At 52.7% G+C, this 21,289-nt stretch carries 20 protein-coding genes, 1 tRNA gene and 2 rRNA genes; 7 read left to right on the forward strand and 16 right to left on the reverse strand.

What is annotated here, in order from left to right:
• Positions 1–180 precede the first annotated feature (180 nt).
• From rrf (WH279_RS06530) to rrf (WH279_RS06540), 3 genes are all read left to right on the forward strand, one after another.
• Positions 181–296 (forward strand): 5S ribosomal RNA (gene rrf / locus WH279_RS06530).
• Positions 297–344: 48 nt separating this feature from the next.
• Positions 345–420, forward strand: a tRNA-Thr gene (locus WH279_RS06535).
• A 35-nt stretch (positions 421–455) separates the two neighbouring features.
• Positions 456–571: ribosomal RNA gene (gene rrf, locus WH279_RS06540) — 5S ribosomal RNA — on the forward strand.
• A gap of 201 nt (positions 572–772) precedes the next feature.
• On the opposite strand, the gene WH279_RS06545 is transcribed toward rrf (WH279_RS06540), so the two are convergent.
• The 16 genes from WH279_RS06545 to acuI form a co-directional block, all read right to left on the reverse strand.
• Positions 773–1,534 carry an amino acid ABC transporter ATP-binding protein gene (locus tag WH279_RS06545; RefSeq protein ID WP_339455369.1) on the reverse strand — a complete coding sequence of 254 codons (762 nt, stop codon included), beginning with the start codon at positions 1,532–1,534 and terminating at the stop codon, positions 773–775.
• An 8-nt stretch (positions 1,535–1,542) separates the two neighbouring features.
• The gene (locus WH279_RS06550) at positions 1,543–2,646 is read right to left on the reverse strand and encodes an amino acid ABC transporter permease (RefSeq protein ID WP_339455370.1); all 1,104 of its coding nucleotides are present in this window, start codon (positions 2,644–2,646) and stop codon (positions 1,543–1,545) included.
• Positions 2,647–2,658: 12 nt separating this feature from the next.
• Positions 2,659–3,837 (reverse strand): amino acid ABC transporter permease, encoded by a 1,179-nt coding sequence (locus WH279_RS06555; protein ID WP_339455371.1) that lies wholly within the window; start codon positions 3,835–3,837, stop codon positions 2,659–2,661.
• Positions 3,838–3,905: 68 nt separating this feature from the next.
• On the reverse strand, positions 3,906–4,931 hold the full coding sequence (locus tag WH279_RS06560) for an amino acid ABC transporter substrate-binding protein (RefSeq protein ID WP_200642689.1): 1,026 nt from the start codon (positions 4,929–4,931) through the stop codon (positions 3,906–3,908).
• Positions 4,932–5,279: 348 nt separating this feature from the next.
• Positions 5,280–6,200, reverse strand: a complete 921-nt coding sequence (gene lpxP / locus WH279_RS06565; protein ID WP_339455372.1) for a kdo(2)-lipid IV(A) palmitoleoyltransferase — start codon at positions 6,198–6,200, stop codon at positions 5,280–5,282.
• 396 nt (positions 6,201–6,596) lie between these two features.
• Positions 6,597–6,893, reverse strand: coding sequence for a DNA-binding transcriptional regulator Fis (gene fis / locus WH279_RS06570; RefSeq protein ID WP_000462905.1), 297 nt, complete (start codon positions 6,891–6,893; stop codon positions 6,597–6,599).
• Between the two features lie 25 nt (positions 6,894–6,918).
• On the reverse strand, positions 6,919–7,884 hold the full coding sequence (gene dusB / locus WH279_RS06575) for a tRNA dihydrouridine synthase DusB (RefSeq protein WP_200642828.1): 966 nt from the start codon (positions 7,882–7,884) through the stop codon (positions 6,919–6,921).
• Positions 7,885–8,191: 307 nt separating this feature from the next.
• Positions 8,192–9,073 (reverse strand): 50S ribosomal protein L11 methyltransferase, encoded by an 882-nt coding sequence (gene prmA / locus WH279_RS06580; protein ID WP_339455373.1) that lies wholly within the window; start codon positions 9,071–9,073, stop codon positions 8,192–8,194.
• A gap of 10 nt (positions 9,074–9,083) precedes the next feature.
• Entirely contained in the window at positions 9,084–10,538 is a 1,455-nt protein-coding gene (gene panF / locus WH279_RS06585; RefSeq protein WP_339455374.1) for a sodium/pantothenate symporter, read from the reverse strand.
• A complete protein-coding gene (locus tag WH279_RS06590; RefSeq protein ID WP_133844181.1) occupies positions 10,528–10,770 on the reverse strand; it encodes a YhdT family protein in 243 nt (80 codons plus the stop codon). The genes panF and WH279_RS06590 overlap by 11 nt, the downstream gene beginning before the upstream one ends.
• Positions 10,771–10,911: 141 nt before the next feature.
• On the reverse strand, positions 10,912–12,261 hold the full coding sequence (gene accC / locus WH279_RS06595) for an acetyl-CoA carboxylase biotin carboxylase subunit (RefSeq protein WP_200642694.1): 1,350 nt from the start codon (positions 12,259–12,261) through the stop codon (positions 10,912–10,914).
• Between the two features lie 11 nt (positions 12,262–12,272).
• Positions 12,273–12,743: an acetyl-CoA carboxylase biotin carboxyl carrier protein gene (accB, locus tag WH279_RS06600; protein ID WP_200642695.1), complete on the reverse strand. Its 471-nt coding sequence runs from the start codon at positions 12,741–12,743 to the stop codon at positions 12,273–12,275.
• Between the two features lie 20 nt (positions 12,744–12,763).
• A complete protein-coding gene (gene aroQ, locus WH279_RS06605) occupies positions 12,764–13,216 on the reverse strand; it encodes a type II 3-dehydroquinate dehydratase (RefSeq protein ID WP_339455375.1) in 453 nt (150 codons plus the stop codon).
• Between the two features lie 228 nt (positions 13,217–13,444).
• Positions 13,445–14,053: a protein-methionine-sulfoxide reductase heme-binding subunit MsrQ gene (gene msrQ, locus WH279_RS06610; protein ID WP_339456227.1), complete on the reverse strand. Its 609-nt coding sequence runs from the start codon at positions 14,051–14,053 to the stop codon at positions 13,445–13,447.
• 3 nt (positions 14,054–14,056) lie between these two features.
• On the reverse strand, positions 14,057–15,061 hold the full coding sequence (gene msrP / locus WH279_RS06615; RefSeq protein WP_339455376.1) for a protein-methionine-sulfoxide reductase catalytic subunit MsrP: 1,005 nt from the start codon (positions 15,059–15,061) through the stop codon (positions 14,057–14,059).
• Positions 15,062–15,195: 134 nt separating this feature from the next.
• Positions 15,196–16,173, reverse strand: coding sequence for an acrylyl-CoA reductase (NADPH) (gene acuI / locus WH279_RS06620; protein WP_339455377.1), 978 nt, complete (start codon positions 16,171–16,173; stop codon positions 15,196–15,198).
• A 226-nt stretch (positions 16,174–16,399) separates the two neighbouring features.
• On the opposite strand from acuI, the gene csrD reads away from it, so the two are divergent.
• From csrD to mreD, 4 genes are all read left to right on the forward strand, one after another.
• Positions 16,400–18,349: an RNase E specificity factor CsrD gene (gene csrD / locus WH279_RS06625; RefSeq protein WP_339455378.1), complete on the forward strand. Its 1,950-nt coding sequence runs from the start codon at positions 16,400–16,402 to the stop codon at positions 18,347–18,349.
• A gap of 313 nt (positions 18,350–18,662) precedes the next feature.
• A complete protein-coding gene (gene mreB, locus WH279_RS06630; protein ID WP_126485560.1) occupies positions 18,663–19,706 on the forward strand; it encodes a rod shape-determining protein MreB in 1,044 nt (347 codons plus the stop codon).
• 69 nt (positions 19,707–19,775) lie between these two features.
• Complete coding sequence (gene mreC, locus WH279_RS06635) at positions 19,776–20,804, forward strand: rod shape-determining protein MreC (RefSeq protein WP_339455379.1); 1,029 nt, start codon at positions 19,776–19,778, stop codon at positions 20,802–20,804.
• The gene (mreD, locus tag WH279_RS06640; protein ID WP_133844163.1) at positions 20,801–21,289 is read left to right on the forward strand and encodes a rod shape-determining protein MreD; all 489 of its coding nucleotides are present in this window, start codon (positions 20,801–20,803) and stop codon (positions 21,287–21,289) included. Before mreC ends, mreD begins: the two co-directional genes overlap by 4 nt.

Below are 21,289 nucleotides of genomic sequence, written 5' to 3' on the forward strand. Positions count from 1 at the left end.
GTAGGGAACTGCCAGGCATCAAACAATAAAGGGCGACATACGTGTCGCCCTTTAAAATTAAGTGTGCTGATATGGCTCAGTTGGTAGAGCGCACCCTTGGTAAGGGTGATGTGACTGAGAGACGGGAGGGTGACAACGCTGCATCAGTGAAAAAGATTCGTTTCATGCACAAAGAATTTGCCTGGCGGCTTTAGCGCGGTGGTCCCACCTGACCCCATGCCGAACTCAGAAGTGAAACGCCGTAGCGCCGATGGTAGTGTGGGGTCTCCCCATGCGAGAGTAGGGAACTGCCAGGCATCAAACAATAAAGGGCGACATACGTGTCGCCCTTTAAAATTAAGTGTGCTGATATGGCTCAGTTGGTAGAGCGCACCCTTGGTAAGGGTGAGGTCCCCAGTTCGACTCTGGGTATCAGCACCAGTAATAAAGCGTGAGTTCGGTAAATCAAGAATTTGCCTGGCGGCTTTAGCGCGGTGGTCCCACCTGACCCCATGCCGAACTCAGAAGTGAAACGCCGTAGCGCCGATGGTAGTGTGGGGTCTCCCCATGCGAGAGTAGGGAACTGCCAGGCATCAAATAAAGCAATAACCCCGACCGAAAGGCCGGGGTTTTTTGCGTTTACAGCCTCTTAAACCGGAGAGGGCACGGCTTCTCAATGGCCAGATATTGAATAAACGTATAAGCCCTATGCTTTCGATAGGGCTTTTTTTTGGCATAAAAAAGCCCCGCCGATAAGTTGGCAGGGCTTGATGACGTTATTTATATCGATAAATCAGTGTATTACCTGAGACAAGAAGGCACGGGTGCGTTCAGACTTAGGATTAGCGAAGAACTCCTGCGGAGGTGCTTCCTCCACTATCTCACCACGATCCATAAAGATCACCCGGTCTGCTACGGTACGGGCGAAGCCCATTTCGTGGGTCACACACAGCATCGTCATCCCGTCTTCTGCCAGACCAATCATTGTGTCCAGCACTTCCTTCACCATCTCCGGATCGAGCGCGGACGTGGGTTCATCGAACAGCATAATTTTCGGCTTCATACATAATGAACGTGCAATCGCAACGCGCTGCTGCTGACCACCGGAAAGCTGCCCAGGAAATTTATGCGCATGCTCGACAATACGTACACGCTCAAGATAATGCATCGCCAGTTCTTCGGCCTCTTTCTTCGGGGTTTTACGTACCCAGATAGGCGCGAGAGTACAGTTTTGTAAAACACTCAGATGCGGGAACAGATTGAAATGTTGAAACACCATCCCGACTTCGGTACGGACACGTTCAATATTGCGAAGATCGTCGTTAAGTAACGTACCATCGACGACGATACGCCCCTTTTGATGCTCTTCCAGATGATTAATACAGCGGATCGTTGTCGATTTCCCGGAGCCGGAAGGGCCGCAGAGAACGATGCGCTCACGGGGTTTAACCTTCAGGTTAATGTCTTTCAGTACGTGAAACTGCCCGTACCATTTGTTCACATTTTCGAGCGTAATCATCATCGCGTCGTCAGATTGGGTAATAATTTGAGTCATTTTAAACCTCAGTGCGGTGTACGCCCGGTGTGGAAGCGCTTTTCCAGATACTGGCTATAGCGCGACATGCTGAAACAAAAAATCCAGTAGACCAAAGCAGCAAAGACATAACCCTCGGTGGACATTCCCAGCCAGGCTGGGTCGACGGTGGCCTGCTGCACGCTGCTGAAGAGATCAAACAGACCGATGATGATCACCAGGCTGGTATCTTTAAACAGAGCAATGATGGTGTTAACGAGTCCAGGAATAACCAGCTTTAATGCCTGAGGCAGAATTACCAGCCCCTGGGTTTTCCAATAGCCTAAAGCCAGTGATTCGGCGGCTTCATATTGCCCTTTCGGCAACGCCTGCAGGCCACCACGAACCACTTCGGCCACATAAGCCGACTGGAACAGAATCACCCCGACCAGCGCACGAATGAGCTTATCGATAGAGCTGCCCTCAGCCATAAACAGCGGCAACATCACCGAAGACATAAATAGTACGGTGATCAGCGGCACACCGCGCCAGAACTCAATGAAAAGTACACATAGTGTGCGTACCACCGGCATGCTTGAACGGCGGCCGAGCGCCAGCAGTATGCCTAAAGGTAAAGCACCTGCGATCCCCACAGACGCGATAATCAGCGTCAGGGTCAGTCCGCCCCACTGACGGGTTTCGACACGCTCCAGCCCCAGATAGCCGCCATACAGCAAGAACCAGACAACAATGGGATAAATGACAGCCCAGGCAGCGATATAAGTGCCCCGGCGCGGCAGTTTTTTCAGGAACATCGGCACAATCGACAGCAGACCGATCACCAGTGCAAGGTTGATACGCCAGCGCAATTCGTGAGGATACAATCCATACATAAACTGGCCAAAACGCGCATGGATAAACACCCAACATGCACCTTCTTTCGTACAGTCAGCGCGCGTTTCACCCATCCAGTTAGCCTGGAACACCAGCCAGTTCAGCGCCGGAGGGATAACGGCCCAGATGACCCAGAGGCAGAACAGCGTCAGCAGTGAGTTACCCAGGTTTGAGAACAGATTTCTTCGTGCCCACAACACGGCACGTGACAATGTGCTGGTTGGTACGGTGGGCGTGTCATGAGTGGTAACAGTCGTCATAATCCCGTTCTCTTAGCGCTCAATGAGGGCAATTTTGCGGTTATAGATATTCATTAACAGCGAAATCGACAGGCTGATGATGAGATACACACCCATGGTGATAGCGATCGTCTCGATGGCCTGACCCGTCTGATTCAATACCGTACCGGCAAACAGCGACACCATATCGGGATAGCCAATCGCTGCTGCCAGCGAAGAGTTTTTCACAATATTGAGATACTGGCTGGTGAGCGGAGGAATAATCACGCGCATTGCCTGTGGGATAATGACCTGACGCAGCGTGACCGGATTGGGTAAGCCGAGAGAACGCGCAGCTTCATGCTGACCGTACGGAACAGACTGAATCCCTGAACGGATGACTTCAGCAATAAACGAAGAGGTATAAATCGACAGAGCCAGCGTTAGCGCCGCCAGTTCAGGGATCAGAACGAAACCACCACGATAGTTGAAGCCACTAAGTTCCGGGATATCCCAGTGCATTGGGCGGCCTGCTAGCAGCGAGGTGAGCAGTGGGAACATAATCAGCATCACGATAGCCGCAGGCCATGTACGGCGCAGTTGTCCTGTTTTCAACTGATGCTGTTTGTTATAACGAAACAGACCGAACGAGATGACCAGTGCCAGTAGCACGGCAATCAGGAAAGGGCCGGTTCCCGCTGCATATTCAGGCCACGGGATATACAACCCACGGTTGCTGACAAACGCGAGATCAAAGGCATTCAGTGCCTGACGAGGTCCTGGCAAATTGCGTAACACAGCAAAATACCAGAAGAATATCTGCAACAGTGGCGGGATATTACGGAACGTCTCAATATAAATATTAGATATTTTCCGCAGCAGCCAGTTGTCAGATAAGCGGGCCAAACCAATAAAGAAGCCGAGGAAAGAAGCAAAGACGATACACAGCGCAGAAACCAGTAGGGTATTGGTGAGACCCACCAGGAACACGCGAGCGTAGGTATCCCCTTCAGTATAATCAATCAGATGCTGGACGATACCAAAGCCAGCGCTACGTTCAAGGAAACCAAAACCGGAAGTAATGCCACGGCTTGCCAGGTTAATGATGGTGTTATGAATCAGATAACCCGCAACGGCCAGAACCGCGACGATCGCAATGATCTGGTAAAGCCAGGCGCGCACCGCAGGATTGCTGAATGAAAAATCCCTTTTTACGGTTGGGCGTTGAGACATGTTGAGACCTCAGTGACGAACATTCTGGCGTGGGCACCAGTAAGCCTGGTGCCCTGTAATCGTGGGAGTTAACGTACTGGTGGTGCGTACTGAATGCCGCCATTGTTCCACAGGGCATTCTGACCACGAGCAATTTTCAGCTGGCTGTCTTTACCGACGTTACGGTCAAAAACTTCCTGATAGTTGCCCACTTGCTTGATGATGTTGTAAGCCCATTTGTTATCGAGCTTCAGGTCTTTACCGAAGTCACCTTCCGCGCCCAGCAGGTGAGCCATATCTGGCGTCGATGGTTTCGCCGTCAACTGATCAACATTCTTAGAGGTAATTCCCATCTCTTCGGCATTCAGCATCGCGTACAGAGACCATTTAACGATGGTGTACCAGTCGTCATCACCGCGGCGTACAACCGGACCCAGAGGCTCTTTGGAGATCACTTCAGGAAGAACGATAAATTCATCGGGTTTACCCAGCTTGATACGCAATGCGTAAAGCTGAGACTGGTCAGAGGCGAGCGTGTCGCAACGGCCGGTATCGAGTGCTTTAGCGGATTCATCAGAACGGTCGAAGGTCACCGGGGTGTACTGCATTTTGTTCGCTTTGAAGTAGTCGGCCACATTCAGCTCGGTATCCGTACCGGCCTGGATACATACTGTGGCGCCGTCCAGCTCTTTAGCGCTTTTCAGACCGGCTTTTTGGTGGGTCAGGAAGCCGATACCGTCGTAATAGTTTACGCCTGCGAAGATGAAGCCCATACCGCCATCACGGGAGGAGGTCCAGGTGGTATTACGAGAAAGGATGTCGACTTCACCCGACTGCAACGCAGTGAAACGCTCTTTTGCAGTCAGCGGGGTATATTTTACTTTTCCAGCATCACCAAACACGGCTGCAGCGGCAGCACGGCAAACGTCCACATCAATACCCGTAAATTTACCGTTGGAATCCGCATAGGAGAAGCCTGGCAGGCCATCGCTGATACCACACTGTACAAAGCCTTTCTTCTTAATGGCGTCCAGTGTCGTGCCAGCATGGGCCTGATTTGCAACCGCAAACAGCGTAGCTGCAGCAACCATCGTCGTGAGCATCATCTTTTTCATAAAGCATCCTGTGTGGCGAATTCGTTTTGTTATGTTTAGCGCACGCTTTGGTGCACTTTGCCTGTCTGTGGCCGAAGCCATTCACTGCTTTGCAAAGGTAATGCCAGATTTGCATAGCCCTGAATTTGTTGAAAAGCGTTGCTAATAAGGGGGAGTTTCTTACAAGTAGTATTAATATCGCGCACCAGGAAGGGGCAAAAATAGCCATGATGGTCACAAATAGTGCAATTAGTTTCACTATATGGAAGCAGTGTGAGGGCGGCGTCAGTTTTTGTTACTTAAATGTAAATAGTCTTGCGCAAACCAGCGCCCTGGGGCGCTGGTGAGAGAGAAAGAGGATAAAGAGGATTAATAGAGAGAACTGGCACCGGCAGGACGGGTTTTAAAGCGGCGATGCAGCCACATATACTGATTCGGCGCACGCATAATCTCGCGTTCAATTACCCGGTTCATATACTCGGCTGCCAGCTGTTCATTCTCGATCGGGTAATTCTGGAGTTCAGGCTGGATGACCAGTTCATAGCCGCTGCCGTCTTCTTTGCGGATCAGTACCACCGTGATCAATGCAGGTTTCGCCATACGCGCCAGCATCCAGGTGCCACTGGTCGTCGCTGCCTCTGGCACGGCGAACAGGGGGGCAAACACGCTCCCCTTCGGACCGTAATCCTGGTCAGGGGCAAACCACACCGCTTCACCCTGTTTTAGCGCCTGTACCATGCCGCGCAGGTCACGGCGATTAATCATCGCCTTGTTAGAACGCATACGTCCTTTGGTCTGTATCCATTCCATCAGCTTGTTATTGTGCGGGCGATACATCGCCATCATTGGCTGACAGATACCCATCGCGCGTCCACCCAGCTCCAGCGACATAAAGTGCACGCCAATAATCAGTGCCCCGCGCTTGTCACGCTGCGCAGCCTGCAGGTTTTCCAGGCCGGTAACGCTGAACCAACGTTTCACTCGACGATCGGACCAGAACCAGGCCATGCCGGTTTCCAGTAATCCCATTCCCAGAGATTCAAAATTTCCGACGATACGGCGTTCAAGCTGCTCAGGGTCGATATCCGGGAAACAGAGCTCCAGGTTACGGCGGGCAATCGAGACGCGGCGTTTCATAAAGCGCATGGAGGTACGGCCCATCCAGAGGCCCAGTTTGTTCAATACAGGATAAGGGAGCTGTACCAGAAGAAATAATACACTGACACCAAACCAGGTCAGCCAATAGCGCGGGCGCAGAAAGCCCCTGTGGAATTTTTGTGACGGCTTCATATTTACTCATTTAAGCATTAAGGGCAGAGAACCTGTAACGCATAATGAAGGTAATCAGTAGCGGTACAATCATTCAGACACCCATTCAGTACGTAGGTTTAGACACGGCTCATTTTTGGCAGTAATTTACATTCAGGAGATGTTGCATACTGCGTTCAGAAGGTGAGGGCGGCTGGCCTGCGAAGGAATTTCAAGTACACGTGAGTTTACACAAGTTATCCGGCACACAGGAAGAGGGGGGATGGAATATTCTTGTGCGAAAAGGCTTGTCGATCTTCACCCATTCTCCGCAATCATCTTCATAGTATGCGTCAGGGATGATGCGACTATCAATAAAAAAGCGCTTAGCCCTAAAGAGGGATAAGCGCTTTCGAAACAACATGATAGCCAGGGCTATTAGTTCATGCCGTATTTTTTCAGTTTCTTACGTAGTGTACCGCGGTTGATGCCCATCATCAGGGCTGCACGGGTCTGGTTGCCACGGGTGTATTGCATCACCATGTCCAACAGAGGCTGTTCTACTTCAGCCAGTACCAGCTCATACAGATCATTTACATCCTGACCATTCAGTTGAGCAAAATAGTTCTTCAGTGCCTGTTTGACCGAATCACGAAGTGGCTTTTGGGTCACCTGATCCTGTGAATTCACGGTAGATACGGTCAGTACGTCAGAATTTACGCGTTGTTCGAACATAGTTCTGTCAGCTCTTTATTTCTAATTACGCAAGATTTTCGAAGTATGCCTCCAACGCCTCCAGCTGTTCGCTGGCATCCTCTATGGCGTTGAATGTGCGCCGAAACTGGTCGTTTGGGGCGTGCTCCTGCAGATACCAGGAGACGTGCTTCCGGGCAATACGGTATCCTTTGCGGTGACCATAAAAGTCGTGCAGTTCCCGTAAGTGCCCGATGAGCAAGCGCTTTACTTCAGCCAGTGGCATCGGTGCCAGCAGCTCCCCAGTGTCCAGATAGTGCTGGATTTCCCGGAAGATCCACGGTCTTCCCTGAGCCGCCCGTCCTATCATCAGGGCATCAGCCCCCGTATAGTCAAGTACGGCTCTGGCTTTATGCGGGTCAGTAATGTCTCCATTCGCGATAACCGGAATGGATACGTTCTGCTTAACTGTCCGAATGCTGTCGTACTCAGCTTCGCCGTTGAACAAACACGCGCGTGTGCGTCCGTGAATTGTCAGGGCCTGAATACCGCAGCGTTCAGCCAATTGGGCAATCTCTACACAGTTGCGGTTGTCGCTATCCCAGCCAGTGCGAATCTTTAAGGTAACCGGTACGTCAACTGCATTCACCACCGCTAAGAGGATAGACTTCACCAGCTCAGGGTGTTGTAGCAGCGCCGAACCTGCCATCTTGCGATTCACTTTTTTGGCCGGACACCCCATATTAATGTCGATCACCTGCGCACCTGATATTGCATTGATGCGCGCGGCTGCCGCCATTTCTTCCGGGTCACAACCGGCAATTTGCACGGTACGAATACCAGGTTCGTCACTGTGTACCATACGCAACCGCGACTTATCGCTACCCCAGACTTCAGGGTTTGACGACATCATCTCGGAGACAGTCATACCAGCGCCCATTGCATAGCAAAGGGTCCTGAATGGCCTGTCTGTTATCCCGGCCATCGGGGCTGCAATCAAACGATTACGAAGCTGGTGATTTCCTATGCGCATGAAAAAAAAGTGACCATAGTGTGTCCGCAAGGCGGCGTATATTACGCATTTTTTCAGGAAGATGAAAGGCCAAACTTTGAACAATCCGCTGTTGCGGATCAAGGAATCATCGTACCTGGCAACGGAATTAATATTATAGTGATATAAAACAATGAATTAAAAAAATATGACGAAATTGTGTACAAAGATTTTTCTTTTTTTATGACCAGGATAACAACATAAATCACGTCAGTTGACCCATTATTCGAGACATATGACGTGATGAACGGGCTGACACAGCTTATCCGGGCTGCACCAGCCGGTTATTTTATCGGCGAATACCCGTGATGCGACACCACTCTTCTTTCTCTGCCACGGGATCCAGGGTAAAGGTATCGGCGTAAGCTTCACATACGCTGTCAGCCTGACTGGCCAGCACGCCTGAAAGGCCAAGATGACCGCCCGTTTTAGGTAGGACGCTAATCAGTGGGGCCAGCTCGCGCAGTGGGCCTGCCAGGATATTCGCCACCACCACATCAGCAATGAGGTTGTCTGGTTGCTGGTGTGGCAGATACAGCGAGAGACGTTCTGATACGCCGTTACGTTGTGCATTGTCACGGCTGGCCTGAATTGCCTGTGGATCGATGTCAATACCGATAGCGGCAGCAGCGCCCAGTTTCAAAGCGGCAATCGCCAGAATGCCGGAACCACAGCCGAAATCGATCACGGTTTTACCTTCCAGGTCAAGGCCATCCAGCCAGGCGAGACAAAGTGCGGTGGTCGGGTGGGTGCCGGTTCCAAACGCCAGGCCCGGGTCGAGCATCACGTTTACCGCACTAGGGTCGGGCACATCGCGCCAGCTTGGGCAGATCCACAGGCGCTGTCCGAAGCGCATCGGGTGGAAGTTATCCATCCACTCACGTTCCCAGTCTTTATCCTCGATCTGCTCAATCTTATGGTGAAAACCAGCGCCCAGCAGCGGATGCTGCTCCAGCCCGGCAATCACATCGGGCATCTCGGTTTCAGCATCAAACAGGCCAATCACATCGGTATCGCCCCACAGACGCGTTTCGCCCGGTAAGGGTTCAAACACCGGATTGTCGTGGGTATCCTGGAAGGTCACCGACACGGCGCCATTTTCAATCAGTGCATCACCCAGCTCTTCAGCCTGAGCGCCGGTGGTATTAAGCTTCATTTGGATCCAAGGCATAATAATCTCTTCATTCAATCGGAGTGTGGGCAGTCGTCGGCAGGGTGTCAGAGTGACCAAAACGGTTGCCAATAATAAAGGCCAGCAGGCTGAGTAACAGCGCCGGAACAATCGGGTGGAACCCCCAGGGTTGCAGCGACAGGCTGGCCAGCAGGGTGTAACAGGCTGCACCCGAGACCATGCTGCTCAGTGCGCCAGCCGCGTTGGCTCTTTCCCAGTACAACCCCAGCACCAGCGGCCAGAGGAATACGGCTTCCAGCCCGCCAAAGGCCAGCAGATTCAGCCAGATAATCATATCGGGTGGATTCCAGGCCGCCACCAGCAACAGGAGCCCCAGTACCAGCGTCACCAGCGAGGATAAGCGCTTTAACAGAGGTTCATTATCCAGCTGATGCGGTCGCATCCGCAGATAGAGATCTTTGACGATCGTTGCCGACGATTGTAGCAGCTGTGCGTTAATGGTGGACATGATCGCCGCCATCGGCGCCGCAAGAAAGATCCCGGCAGCCAGTGGTGGCAGTACGCGGATCATTAACGTTGGGATCACCTGGTCCGGGATCTGTAAATCCGGGATCACAGCGCGTCCTAAAGCCCCTGCGAGATGCATACCAAACATCAGAACGGCAACGACCACGGTGCCAAGCAGGATTGCCAGATGTACGGCTTTACTGTCTTTATAGGAGATGCAACGTACCGCTGTGTGTGGCAGACCAATAACGCCAAAGCACACCAGCACAGAGAAAGAGGCAAGGAATGTCGGGGTCAGAATGTTATCAACACCTGTCGATGACACCAGCTTTGGATCAATATGCTGCAGGGTTTCTACGGCCTTATGCATCCCGCCAGCGGCATGGATCACGGCGAACAGCAGCAGGAAGGTGCCTGCCAGCATCACCAGGCCTTGCATCGCATCATTAAGGACGCTGGCACGGAAGCCACCAAACGCCGTATACAATGCGATGGAGATGCCAAAAATCAGCAGTCCGGTATCGTAAGGGATCCCCGCAGCGGTTTCCAACAGACGCGCACCGCCGATGAACTGCACGGTCATGGCACCAATAAATGCCACCAGCAGGCTGATACTTGCCAGCCAGACCAGCAGTGGGCTGCGGTAGCGTGCATACAGCATATCGTTAAGCGTCACGGCATTATAACGCCGTGCCAGAATGGCAAACTTCTTACCCAAAATCCCCAGCGACAGCCAGACGGCAGGCACCTGCACCATCGACAGCAACACCCAGCCCAGTCCGTATTTATAGGCGGCGCCTGGGCCACCAATAAACGAGCTGGCGCTGATATAGGTGGTGGTCAGTGTCATGGCCAGCACGAAGCCACCCATTGAACGGCTGCCGAGGAAGTATTCACTCAGGAAGCTGCCCTCACGGCGCTGACGCATGGCGTATACAGAGAGTCCGGCAACCAGTAACAGGTAGCCAATCAGAGGCAAAATAATGTCAAGCTTCACCGTCATCCTCCAGAGGAATATCGCGGAAGATGACGCGAACCATCAGCCAGCAGAGAAAGATAAACAAACCAGGCACCAGCAGGCAGGCGATTTCAAACCAGTGCGGCAGCCCGGTGACACCTTGCACATCGTCCGGTAGCCAGGCTGACAGCGCCCAACAGGCAAGATAAGCCACCGCCAGCCAGAATGACCAGCGCGCTTCACGGTGGGCCTGAATAAAACGTTTTTCCATGCGTTTCTTCCCCAAATAAGAAGGGGCCGAATAATCGGCCCCTCTGCATACAGCGAACTCTGCTGGCGGCTCGGGCATGCCCGCCCCCTACGATAGGGTATGCCCCTCCCGTAGAGGTCAGGCACGTCTGACCCGTGCCAATTACTTCTCTTGCAGGCCGAGTTTTTTCTCCAGATAGTGGATATTCGTTCCACCGTGCTGGAAGTTCTCATCCGACATGATTTTCATCTGCAGTTCGATGTTGGTCTTAATTCCGTCGATGATCAGCTCTGCAAGCGCATTTTTCATGCGTGAAATAGCCACATCGCGGTTTTCACCGAAGGTAATCAGCTTACCAATCATTGAGTCATAGTACGGCGGCACGCTATAACCGGCGTAGATATGAGATTCCCAACGCACACCAAATCCACCAGGTGCATGGAAGCGGGTGATTTTGCCTGGGCTTGGCAGGAAGGTGTTGGCATCTTCAGCGTTGATACGGCATTCCACCGCATGACCGCGAATGATCACTTCTTCCTGTTTGATCGACAGCGGCTGACCGGCAGCAATACGTAGCTGCTCTTTAATCAGGTCAACGCCTGTGATCATCTCCGTCACCGGGTGCTCTACCTGAATACGGGTGTTCATCTCAATGAAGTAGAACTCACCGTTTTCATACAGGAACTCGAAGGTGCCTGCGCCACGATAGCCGATATCAACACAGGCTTTCGAGCAGCGCTCGCCGATGTAACGGCGCATCTCTTCAGTGATACCTGGCGCTGGCGCTTCTTCCACGACTTTCTGGTGACGGCGCTGCATTGAGCAGTCACGTTCAGCCAGATAGATAGCGTTGCCCTGACCGTCAGCCAAAATCTGAATTTCGATATGGCGCGGGTTTTCCAGGTATTTTTCCATGTAAACCATGTCGTTGTTGAAAGCCGCTTTGGCTTCCGCTTTCGTCATGTTGATGGATTGTTCCAGATCTTTGTCGTTGCGCACAACGCGCATACCACGACCGCCGCCGCCGCCGGAGGCTTTGATAATGACCGGATAGCCGATGCGTTTCGCGAAGGCACGGTTTTTATCCATATCTTCGGTTAACGGGCCGTCAGAGCCCGGCACCGTCGGAACACCCGCTTTCTTCATCGCGGTGATCGCGGACACTTTATCGCCCATCAGGCGGATAGTCTCTGCTTTCGGCCCGATAAAGATAAAGCCAGAGCGTTCAACCTGCTCGGCAAAGTCAGCATTCTCAGACAAGAAACCATAGCCTGGGTGGATAGCGACAGACCCGGTGATCTCAGCGGCTGAAATCAGCGCCGGGATGTTCAGGTAGCTTTTCACAGACGGTGGCGGACCAATACAGACCGTTTCATCTGCCAGCAGTACATGCTTCAGATCGCGGTCCGCAGTGGAGTGCACTGCCACAGTCTTGATGCCAAGTTCTTTACAGGCGCGGAGAATTCGCAGCGCGATTTCACCACGGTTAGCAATTACAATTTTATCCAGCATGGCTCGCCTCGTTATTCGATGACTACCAGCGGCTCGTCAAACTCAACAGGCTGACCGCTTTCGACCAGAATCGCTTTCACAATGCCGGATTTATCGGCTTCGATCTGGTTCATCATTTTCATCGCTTCAACGATGCACAGGGTGTCACCGGCGTTAACTTTCTGACCGATTTCCACAAAGGCTTTCGCATCCGGGCTTGGGGTACGGTAGAAAGTACCGACCATAGGAGAACGCACGATATGGCCACTGATCTCAGCAGCTGCAGGCGCTTCCATTGCCGGAGCGGTAGCCGGAGCGACAGCGTTAGCCAGTGCAGGCTGCTGCATCATTGGGGCAGCATAGGCCTGCTGCATCATTGGGTAACCAACGTTAACCGGTGCACGGCTAATGCGAACAGACTCTTCGCCTTCAGAGATTTCCAGTTCAGCAATGCCTGATTCTTCAACCAGTTCGATCAGTTTTTTAATCTTACGAATATCCATGATGTGGTTCCGTACTCTGTTTAATTAGAGGGTGACAGGCGTTTGACTGCCGTCTGTAAAGCCCAGGAATAACCGTCGACGCCAAGTCCACAGATCACGCCGGCAGAAATATCAGAAAGATACGAATGATGACGAAAGGGCTCACGGGCATGCACGTTTGACAGATGAACCTCGATAAACGGGATGCTGACTGCCAGCAGTGCATCACGCAGTGCTACGCTGGTGTGAGTGAATGCCGCCGGGTTTATGACGATATAATCGACATTGCCTTTCGCCTCATGTATGCGATCGATCAGCGCATATTCCGCATTAGACTGGAGATGACTCAATGTGACGTTAAGCGCATCAGCCTGCGAGGTCAGCTCGCTGACAATCTCGGCCAGCGTGGTATGACCATACTTTTCAGGCTCACGGGTTCCCAACATATTCAGGTTAGGGCCGTTCAAAAGCAGTACGTGCAACTTATCCGTCATCTTGCTGCTATCTCCTGCGATAATAATGGCATCGCACAAAATACATCGCCAAAGCCAGTTTGTCACCTTTTCAGATGAAATTTGGCAAAGGCCACGAATGAAGTCGGGCATTATAACGATATCAACGCAATTAGCAGCTAAATACTGGTCGTATCAGCGAAGATGATCAACCACACCCGGGTAAAAAGGCAGGGTTGATCACTGAAGATGTGGGGTGGAACACAGTAATCAGGATTTACCTGGCAACCACTTACGCAGCTTTTTGTAACGCCATGCCAGCAAGATCGCGGCAATTAACGCATAAATCCACGGCTGAGGGGAAAGGATTTTTACCGACCAGAGATAATGAATCGGTGCCAGGACAGCCACTAAATAAACGGCATTGTGCAGCGTTTGCCAGCGCTTACCCAATGTGCGCTGTGCCCGCTGGAACGATGTGGCGGCCAGCAGTAGCAGCACGATCCAGCAAATAATACCCAGTGTCAGGTAAGGACGTGAGATCAACTCTGATCCCAGCAGGCCAAGATTACTGATCCCCAGTTCCAGTAATGAGTAGCTCACCAGATGCAGCGTTGCCCAGGCAAAACACCATAATCCCAGCAGGCGGCGTACGCGAATCAGCAGGGGTTGCTTACCGTAGCGTGCCAGCGGCGTTACCGCGAGAGAGGCCAGCAAAAATTTTAATGCCATTCTGCCGGTAAAATGCTGGATATCTTTGGCAGGATCAGCGCTGAACCAGCCCTGATCAATCGAGAGCAGCAGCCACAATAGCGGCAGAAAACCCGCCATATGCAGCAACACTTTCAGGCCTGTAATCTGTTTTAACGACAGGCGCACCATTTAGAAATTCTCCCGCAGATCCAGCCCGCGGTAGAGGGAAGCGACCTGTTCAGCATAGCCGTTAAACAGCAGCGTTGGCTGGCGCTTAACATCAAGAATACCACCGGAGCCGATAAAACGTTCGGTTGCCTGTGACCAGCGTGGGTGATCAACGTGGGGGTTCACATTGGCGAAGAAACCATATTCATTGCCCGCCAGCTGATTCCAGGTCGTTGGGGGCATATCTTTCACCAGGGTGATTTTCACTATCGATTTGATACCTTTAAAACCGTATTTCCACGGCACGGTCAGGCGAATGGGCGCACCGTTCTGTGGGGGCAGCGCTTTGCCATATACGCCGGTGGTTAATAGCGTGAGGGGGTGCATGGCTTCATCCAGACGCAGGCCTTCAACGTAAGGATAATCCAGCCCGCCGCCGATAAAGCGATCCTGCTGGCCGGGCATCTGATCGGGCGCATAGAGCGTCTGGAAAGCAACATAACGCGCATTGCTGGTGGGCTCGGCAGCTTTCAGCAGTTTACCCAGCTCGAAACCGATCCACGGCACCACCATGGACCAGGCTTCGACACAGCGCATACGGTAAATGCGCTGTTCCAGTGGAAAGCGCTTAAAGATGTCATCCATATCAAGCGTCAGCGGCTTACCAACTTCACCGCCGATCTGGATCTTCCAGTCGGTGGTTTTTAATGTACCGGCGTTGGCGGCAGGATCCGCTTTATCCAACCCAAACTCGTAAAAGTTATTGTAGCCAGTCACCTTGTCTTCTGGCGTCAGGACAAGGTCTGCCTGATAAGGTGCGGGTTTGCTAAATTCTAATGCTCTACCGGAGGCCGCCTTTGGGCGGTCATTACCTTTAAACCATGACAGTACATCAGCGCGAGCGGCGGTGGGCAGGGAAAGTGCAGCTGCACTCAACCCGAGGGTTTTGAGCAGCGTACGACGGCGCGTATTAAAGACGCTCTCCGGCGTGACATCATTTTCAGTCAGTTTTTTGATGGTTTTCATCTGTGACCCTTGCTCAGGTATGGGTAATAACCCTGAGCATGGCGCAGTGCCACGATTTAAGCGAATACTGGCGAAAAAATATGAAATTTCCTGGGAGAAAAGCATCCCTCACCGCAATGGTGAGGGGCTCAGTATTAGCGGATACGCACCAGGGTTCGGCCAGTGATCTCGTTATTCAGCAGCTTTTCAGCGGCGCTGGCAGCTTCTGACAGGGGAACTTCTGTGGTGGCCTGTTGATAAAACGATGCTGGCAGCACTTTCAGCAGACGTTTCCAGGCTTCACGACGACGTGGTGCTGGCGTCATTACGGAATCCACCCCCTGCAGACGGACATTACGCAGGATAAACGGCATAACGCTGGTGGGCAGGGCAAAGCCACCTGCCAGGCCGCACGCAGCGACCACACCGTTGTAGTTCATCTGCGCCAGCACACTGGCCAGCACCTGATCGCCTGCGGTATCGACCGCCCCTGCCCAGCGTTGTTTCTCCAGCGGCCGCGCCACAGCACTGAATGCACTGCGAGGCAGCACCTCGCGTGCCCCCAACTGATGAAGGTAGTCATGCGTTGATTCGCGTCCGCTGACGGCCACAACGTGATAACCGAGTGCACTGAGCAGTGCGATGGCGGTGCTTCCCACGCCACCGCTGGCACCCGTGACCAATATTTCACCGCTCTCAGGCGTCACGCCGCCTTCTTCCAGCGCCATAACACACAGCATGGCGGTAAACCCGGCTGTACCAATGATCATCGCCTGGCGACCGTCCATGCCTTCCGGCATCGGGACCAGCCAGTCTGCTTTAACACGTGCCTGTTCGGCCAGGCCGCCCCAGTGATTTTCACCTACGCCCCAGCCCGTTAGCAGCACCGGCTGACCGCTGTGGAAACGGGGATCGCTACTGGTATGCACTTTCCCGGCAAAATCGATACCGGGCACCATCGGAAACTGGCGGATAATTTTGCCCTTGCCGGTAATCGCCAGCGCATCTTTATAGTTAATACCCGACCAGTCCACATCGACCTTGACCTCGCCTTCCGGCAGGCTGTCAGCGCTAATGAACTTCACGGCAGCAACGGTTTTGCCTTCTGACTGTTCGAGAACCAGAGCCTGCATGAGAATCTCCTGAAAATAGTGGTTTCATTAATAAAAAACGCCCTGTCAGGACTATACTCCTGGAAATGGACAATTATCTGACCCCGGGCAAGCAATCGGTGTGTGAGGTGTGTTATTTTTCACCACGTCTGCTGTCAGGTATGCACATTCTCCTGGTCATTTACATTTTGGTTGCGGTTCAGTGTTAATGACGTCTTCTTCACCCGCAACACAAATGGGCACAAGGATGCGACTAACCACCAAACTTTCTGCGATTATCACCCTGCTTTGCTCACTGGCCATGTTACTGATGCTGGTGGGCTGCGTGCTGAGCTTCTTTTATCTTAGTAACCAGCGGGCAGAACATCGGATCCAGCGGATGGCGGACGATGTTGATAGCGCGTTATTCACACAATCACCCCAACAGATAGAAGCATGGCTACGTCAGGTCATGAATCCGTTACAAATCGAACGCGTTAAACTGAACAACGGTAATGCACAACTGTTTCAGGTCACCCTTCATCAGCCGTCCATCCTGGAAGACGAACCTAATCGCTATCGCCAGATACAGCTTCCGCTGAAGCAACATCCCGGCATGACTCTGCATATTCAATGGGTCGACTCCACCCGTACCTGGTTTGCGTCCTTAATGGGGGCTACCAGTTTGTCGCTAATTATCGGTGTGGTTGCGATCATGACTTTACTGCTATGGCAGGCCAGGCGCTGGCTACAGCAGCAATTACAAGGAATGGAACGGCTTGAGGAGCGCGCTGAAGCCGTGATCAAAGGAGAACGAGCTACTGTCAAATCAGGTTCAGTACATGAGTGGCCGCGTAAAGCCAGCAGCGCAATTGACCTGTTGCTGGCCGATCTGAAAGAGGCAGGAGAGCAGCATAACCGCATTGATACGCTGATACGCGCGTTTGCGGCACAGGATGCCCGCACCGGCCTGAACAACCGCTTGTTCTTTGATAATCAGCTCACCACGCTGTTGGAAGATCCGGAGTCCGTTGGAACGCACGGCATGGTGATGATGATCCGCTTACCAGATTTCGACAGCCTGCGTGAGCGGTGGGGCCATGTGCAGGTACAGGACTATCTGTTTGCGCTGGTCAATATGCTGTCGACCTTTGTGCTGCGCTATCCCGGTGCGCTACTGGCACGCTATTTTCGCAGTGACTTCGCCGTATTGCTCCCACATCGCAGTGTAAAGGATGCCGACGGCATTGCGTCGCAGTTGATCAAAGCGGTCGATACTCTGCCATCAACGCGGATGCTGGATCGTGATGACATGATTCATATCGGTATCAGCGGCTGGCACAGCGGGCAGAGCACTCAGCAGGTGATGGAGAATGCCGAGCGGGCGACGCGGAACGCGACGCTACAGGGCGGGAATAACTGGTCGGTGGGTGAAGGCGCCCAGCAGGATTTCGCGCGCGGAAGCGTGAAATGGCGCACATTGCTGGAAAACACACTGAACCGTGGTGGCCCACGGCTTTATCAAAAACCGGCCGTTAACGCTAAGGGTGAAGTGCATCATCGCGAAATGATGCCACGCATCTTTGACGGTGAAAAAGAGCTGTTATCCGCAGAATATCTGCCTGTGGTTCAGCAACTGGGGCTGGCAGAACGCTACGATCGTCAGATGGTGAAACGTATTGTGACGTTGATCGAACTGTGGCCAGAAGAAACCCTTGCCATTCCGCTCACCCTCGACTCATTATTGCAGCGCTCATTCCTGAACTGGCTGCGTGATAACCTGCTGCAATGCACTAAATCGCAAAGAAAACGTATTTTATTTGAACTTGCAGAAGCAGATGTGTGTCAACACATCAGCCGTTTAACGCCAGTGTTCAGATTGCTCTACGGTTTTGGCTGTAGTGTGGCGGTGAATCAGGCAGGTTTAACGGTAGTGAGCACTGCGTATATCAAGCAGTTCCAGGTCAGGCTAATCAAGCTTCATCCAGGCCTGGTGCGCAACATTGATCGGCGTACTGAAAATCAGCTGTTTGTTCAAAGCTTACTTGAAAGCAGCAAGCAAACTTCCACTCAAGTTTTTGCCGCCGGGGTGCGTTCCCGGGAAGAGTGGCAAACGCTGGTGGAGCTGGGAGTGACCGGTGGGCAGGGCGACTTTTTCGCTGCTTCAGAGCCCGTTAATAGTAGCGTGAAAAAATATTCGCAAAGATATCGAGTTTAGTCTCACGTCTGGCAGGTTTTCACGTAGAATACCTGGGAGATTGTGGTTCGAAGCGGCTTTCTCGCCGGCCGAGGCGAAACTGAAACTGTTAATTTTTATGTATGTTATGTCCGCTGACGGGTCTGAAAACCAAAGCGAAAGGCCGTTATATCGGCTTCCGTTACGCACGATGTCGTAAGGTTGTGACTCCAGCGAGAGATAGCATGATTTTTCACCGAAGCAGAACGTTTGTGCGCCTTGTCGCTGCTTCGTGTGGTTGGTAAAGTAAGCGGATTTTATTTTCCGCCCCCAGCTTGCAGGATTATCCTTTAGTATGTTTAAAAAATTCCGTGGCATGTTTTCCAACGACTTGTCCATCGACCTGGGTACAGCCAATACCCTGATTTACGTGAAAGGGCAGGGCATTGTTCTTAATGAGCCTTCCGTCGTTGCTATCCGTCAGGATCGTGCCGGTTCCCCAAAGAGCGTAGCGGCAGTCGGTCATGACGCAAAACAGATGCTGGGTCGTACACCCGGCAATATCGCAGCTATTCGCCCAATGAAAGATGGCGTTATCGCCGATTTCTTTGTTACCGAGAAAATGTTGCAGCACTTCATCAAACAGGTTCACAGCAACAGCTTTATGCGCCCAAGCCCGCGCGTACTGGTCTGTGTACCTGTTGGTGCCACCCAGGTTGAACGTCGTGCCATCCGTGAGTCTGCTCAGGGTGCGGGTGCGCGTGAAGTCTTCCTGATTGAAGAACCCATGGCTGCAGCTATCGGTGCAGGCCTGCCTGTTTCTGAAGCGACCGGTTCGATGGTGGTGGATATCGGTGGTGGTACCACAGAAGTCGCGGTGATCTCGCTGAATGGCGTGGTTTACTCCTCTTCTGTGCGTATTGGTGGTGACCGTTTCGATGAAGCCATCATTAATTATGTGCGCCGTAATTACGGCTCTCTGATTGGTGAAGCCACCGCAGAGCGTATTAAGCATGAAATCGGTTCAGCCTATCCGGGTGACGAAGTGCTCGAGATTGAAGTCCGCGGCCGTAATCTGGCTGAAGGGGTTCCGCGTGGTTTCACCCTGAACTCTAATGAGATCCTGGAAGCGCTGCAGGAGCCGTTAACCGGCATCGTTAGCGCGGTTATGGTTGCTCTGGAACAGTGTCCGCCAGAACTGGCATCTGACATCTCCGAACGTGGCATGGTACTGACTGGCGGTGGTGCGCTGTTGCGCAATCTGGATCGCCTGCTTATGGAAGAGACTGGAATTCCAGTGGTCGTTGCAGAAGATCCATTGACCTGCGTTGCACGCGGTGGTGGTAAAGCGTTGGAAATGATTGACATGCACGGCGGCGATTTGTTCAGCGAAGAATAATTTGCCTGAAGGAGTGGCGGGGCGCTGCCCGCACTCCTTTTTCATGTTGTCGAGGAAAACGCCGAGTTTATGAAGCCGATGTTCAGCAGGGGGCCTTCCCTGCAGTTACGCTTATTTTTAGCGGTTATTGTGGCAATAGGCGTGATTGTTGCCGACAGTCGTATGGGAGCTTTCTCCCAGATCCGCACCTATATGGACACTGCCGTCAGTCCATTCTATTTCCTGGCCAACGGGCCTCGTCAGATTTTGGACAATGTTTCAGAAACATTGGCCTCCCGCCAGCAACTCGAGCTGGAAAATAAAGCCTTACACCGCGAACTGATGCTGAAGAACAGCGAACTGCTGATGCTGGGTCAGTTTAAGCAGGAAAATGCCCGTTTACGCGAACTGCTGGGTTCACCGCTGCGTCAGGACGAGCATAAAATGGTCACACAGGTGATCTCCACCGGCACCGATCCCTATACCGATCAGGTGGTGATCGACAAAGGTAGCGTAAACGGTGTTTACGAAGGTCAGCCGGTGATCAGTGATAAAGGCGTGGTCGGCCAGGTGGTGGCAGTGGGTAAAATCACCAGCCGCGTGCTGCTGATTTGCGATGCCTCACACGCACTGCCGATTCAGGTTCTGCGCAATGACATCCGCGTGATTGCGGCCGGTAATGGCTGCACGGAAGATTTGCAACTTGAACATCTTCCGGGCAATACCGATATCCGCGTAGGTGATGTGCTGGTGACGTCCGGCCTCGGTGGACGCTTCCCTGAAGGTTACCCTGTTGGCGTGGTCTCTTCCGTGAAAGTGGATACCCAACGCGCTTATACGGTGATCCAGGCGCGTCCAACGGCGGGTCTCCAGCGTCTGCGTTATCTGCTGCTGCTGTGGGGCGCGGATCGTAATGGCACGATGCCAATGGCACCGGACGAAGTCCATCGTGTGGCGAATGAACGCCTGATGCAGATGATGCCGCAGGTACTGCCACAGGCCAGCGAAATGGTGGGGCCGCCTGCCCCGCCTGCCGCAGCTCCCACCAGCATCCCGGCAACGGATCCTGCTGCCGCACCGGTTCGCCGTTCGCCGCCCGAACATGGAGTCCAGCCTTGAGTAGTTACCGCAGCCACGGTCGCTGGGTTATCTGGCTCTCTTTTCTGGTGGCGCTGGTGCTACAAATCATGCCCTGGCCCGAGGAACTGTTTGTTTATCGCCCGTCATGGCTGTTGTTGATCCTGATTTACTGGGTGCTGGCGCTGCCGCACCGTGTCAACGTTGGCACCGGATTTGTGATGGGATCTATAATGGATCTTATCTCCGGTTCGACACTCGGTGTACGCGCACTGGCATTCAGTATCGTTGCCTACCTGGTGGCCTTCAAATTCCAGTTATTCCGCAACCTGGCGCTTTGGCAGCAGGCACTGATGGTGATGGTGTTGTCACTGGCGATGGATGTCATCGTATTCTGGTCTGAGTTCCTGGTGATTAACGTTTCCTTCCGCCCAGAAATTTTCTGGAGTAGCGTCGTCGACGGTATCCTCTGGCCCTGGCTGTTCTTACTGATGAGAAAAATTCGCCGCCAGTTTGCCGTTCAATAA

This window comes from Erwinia sp. MYb375 (genome assembly GCF_037479175.1).
Taxonomy (GTDB): domain Bacteria; phylum Pseudomonadota; class Gammaproteobacteria; order Enterobacterales; family Enterobacteriaceae; genus Erwinia; species Erwinia rhapontici.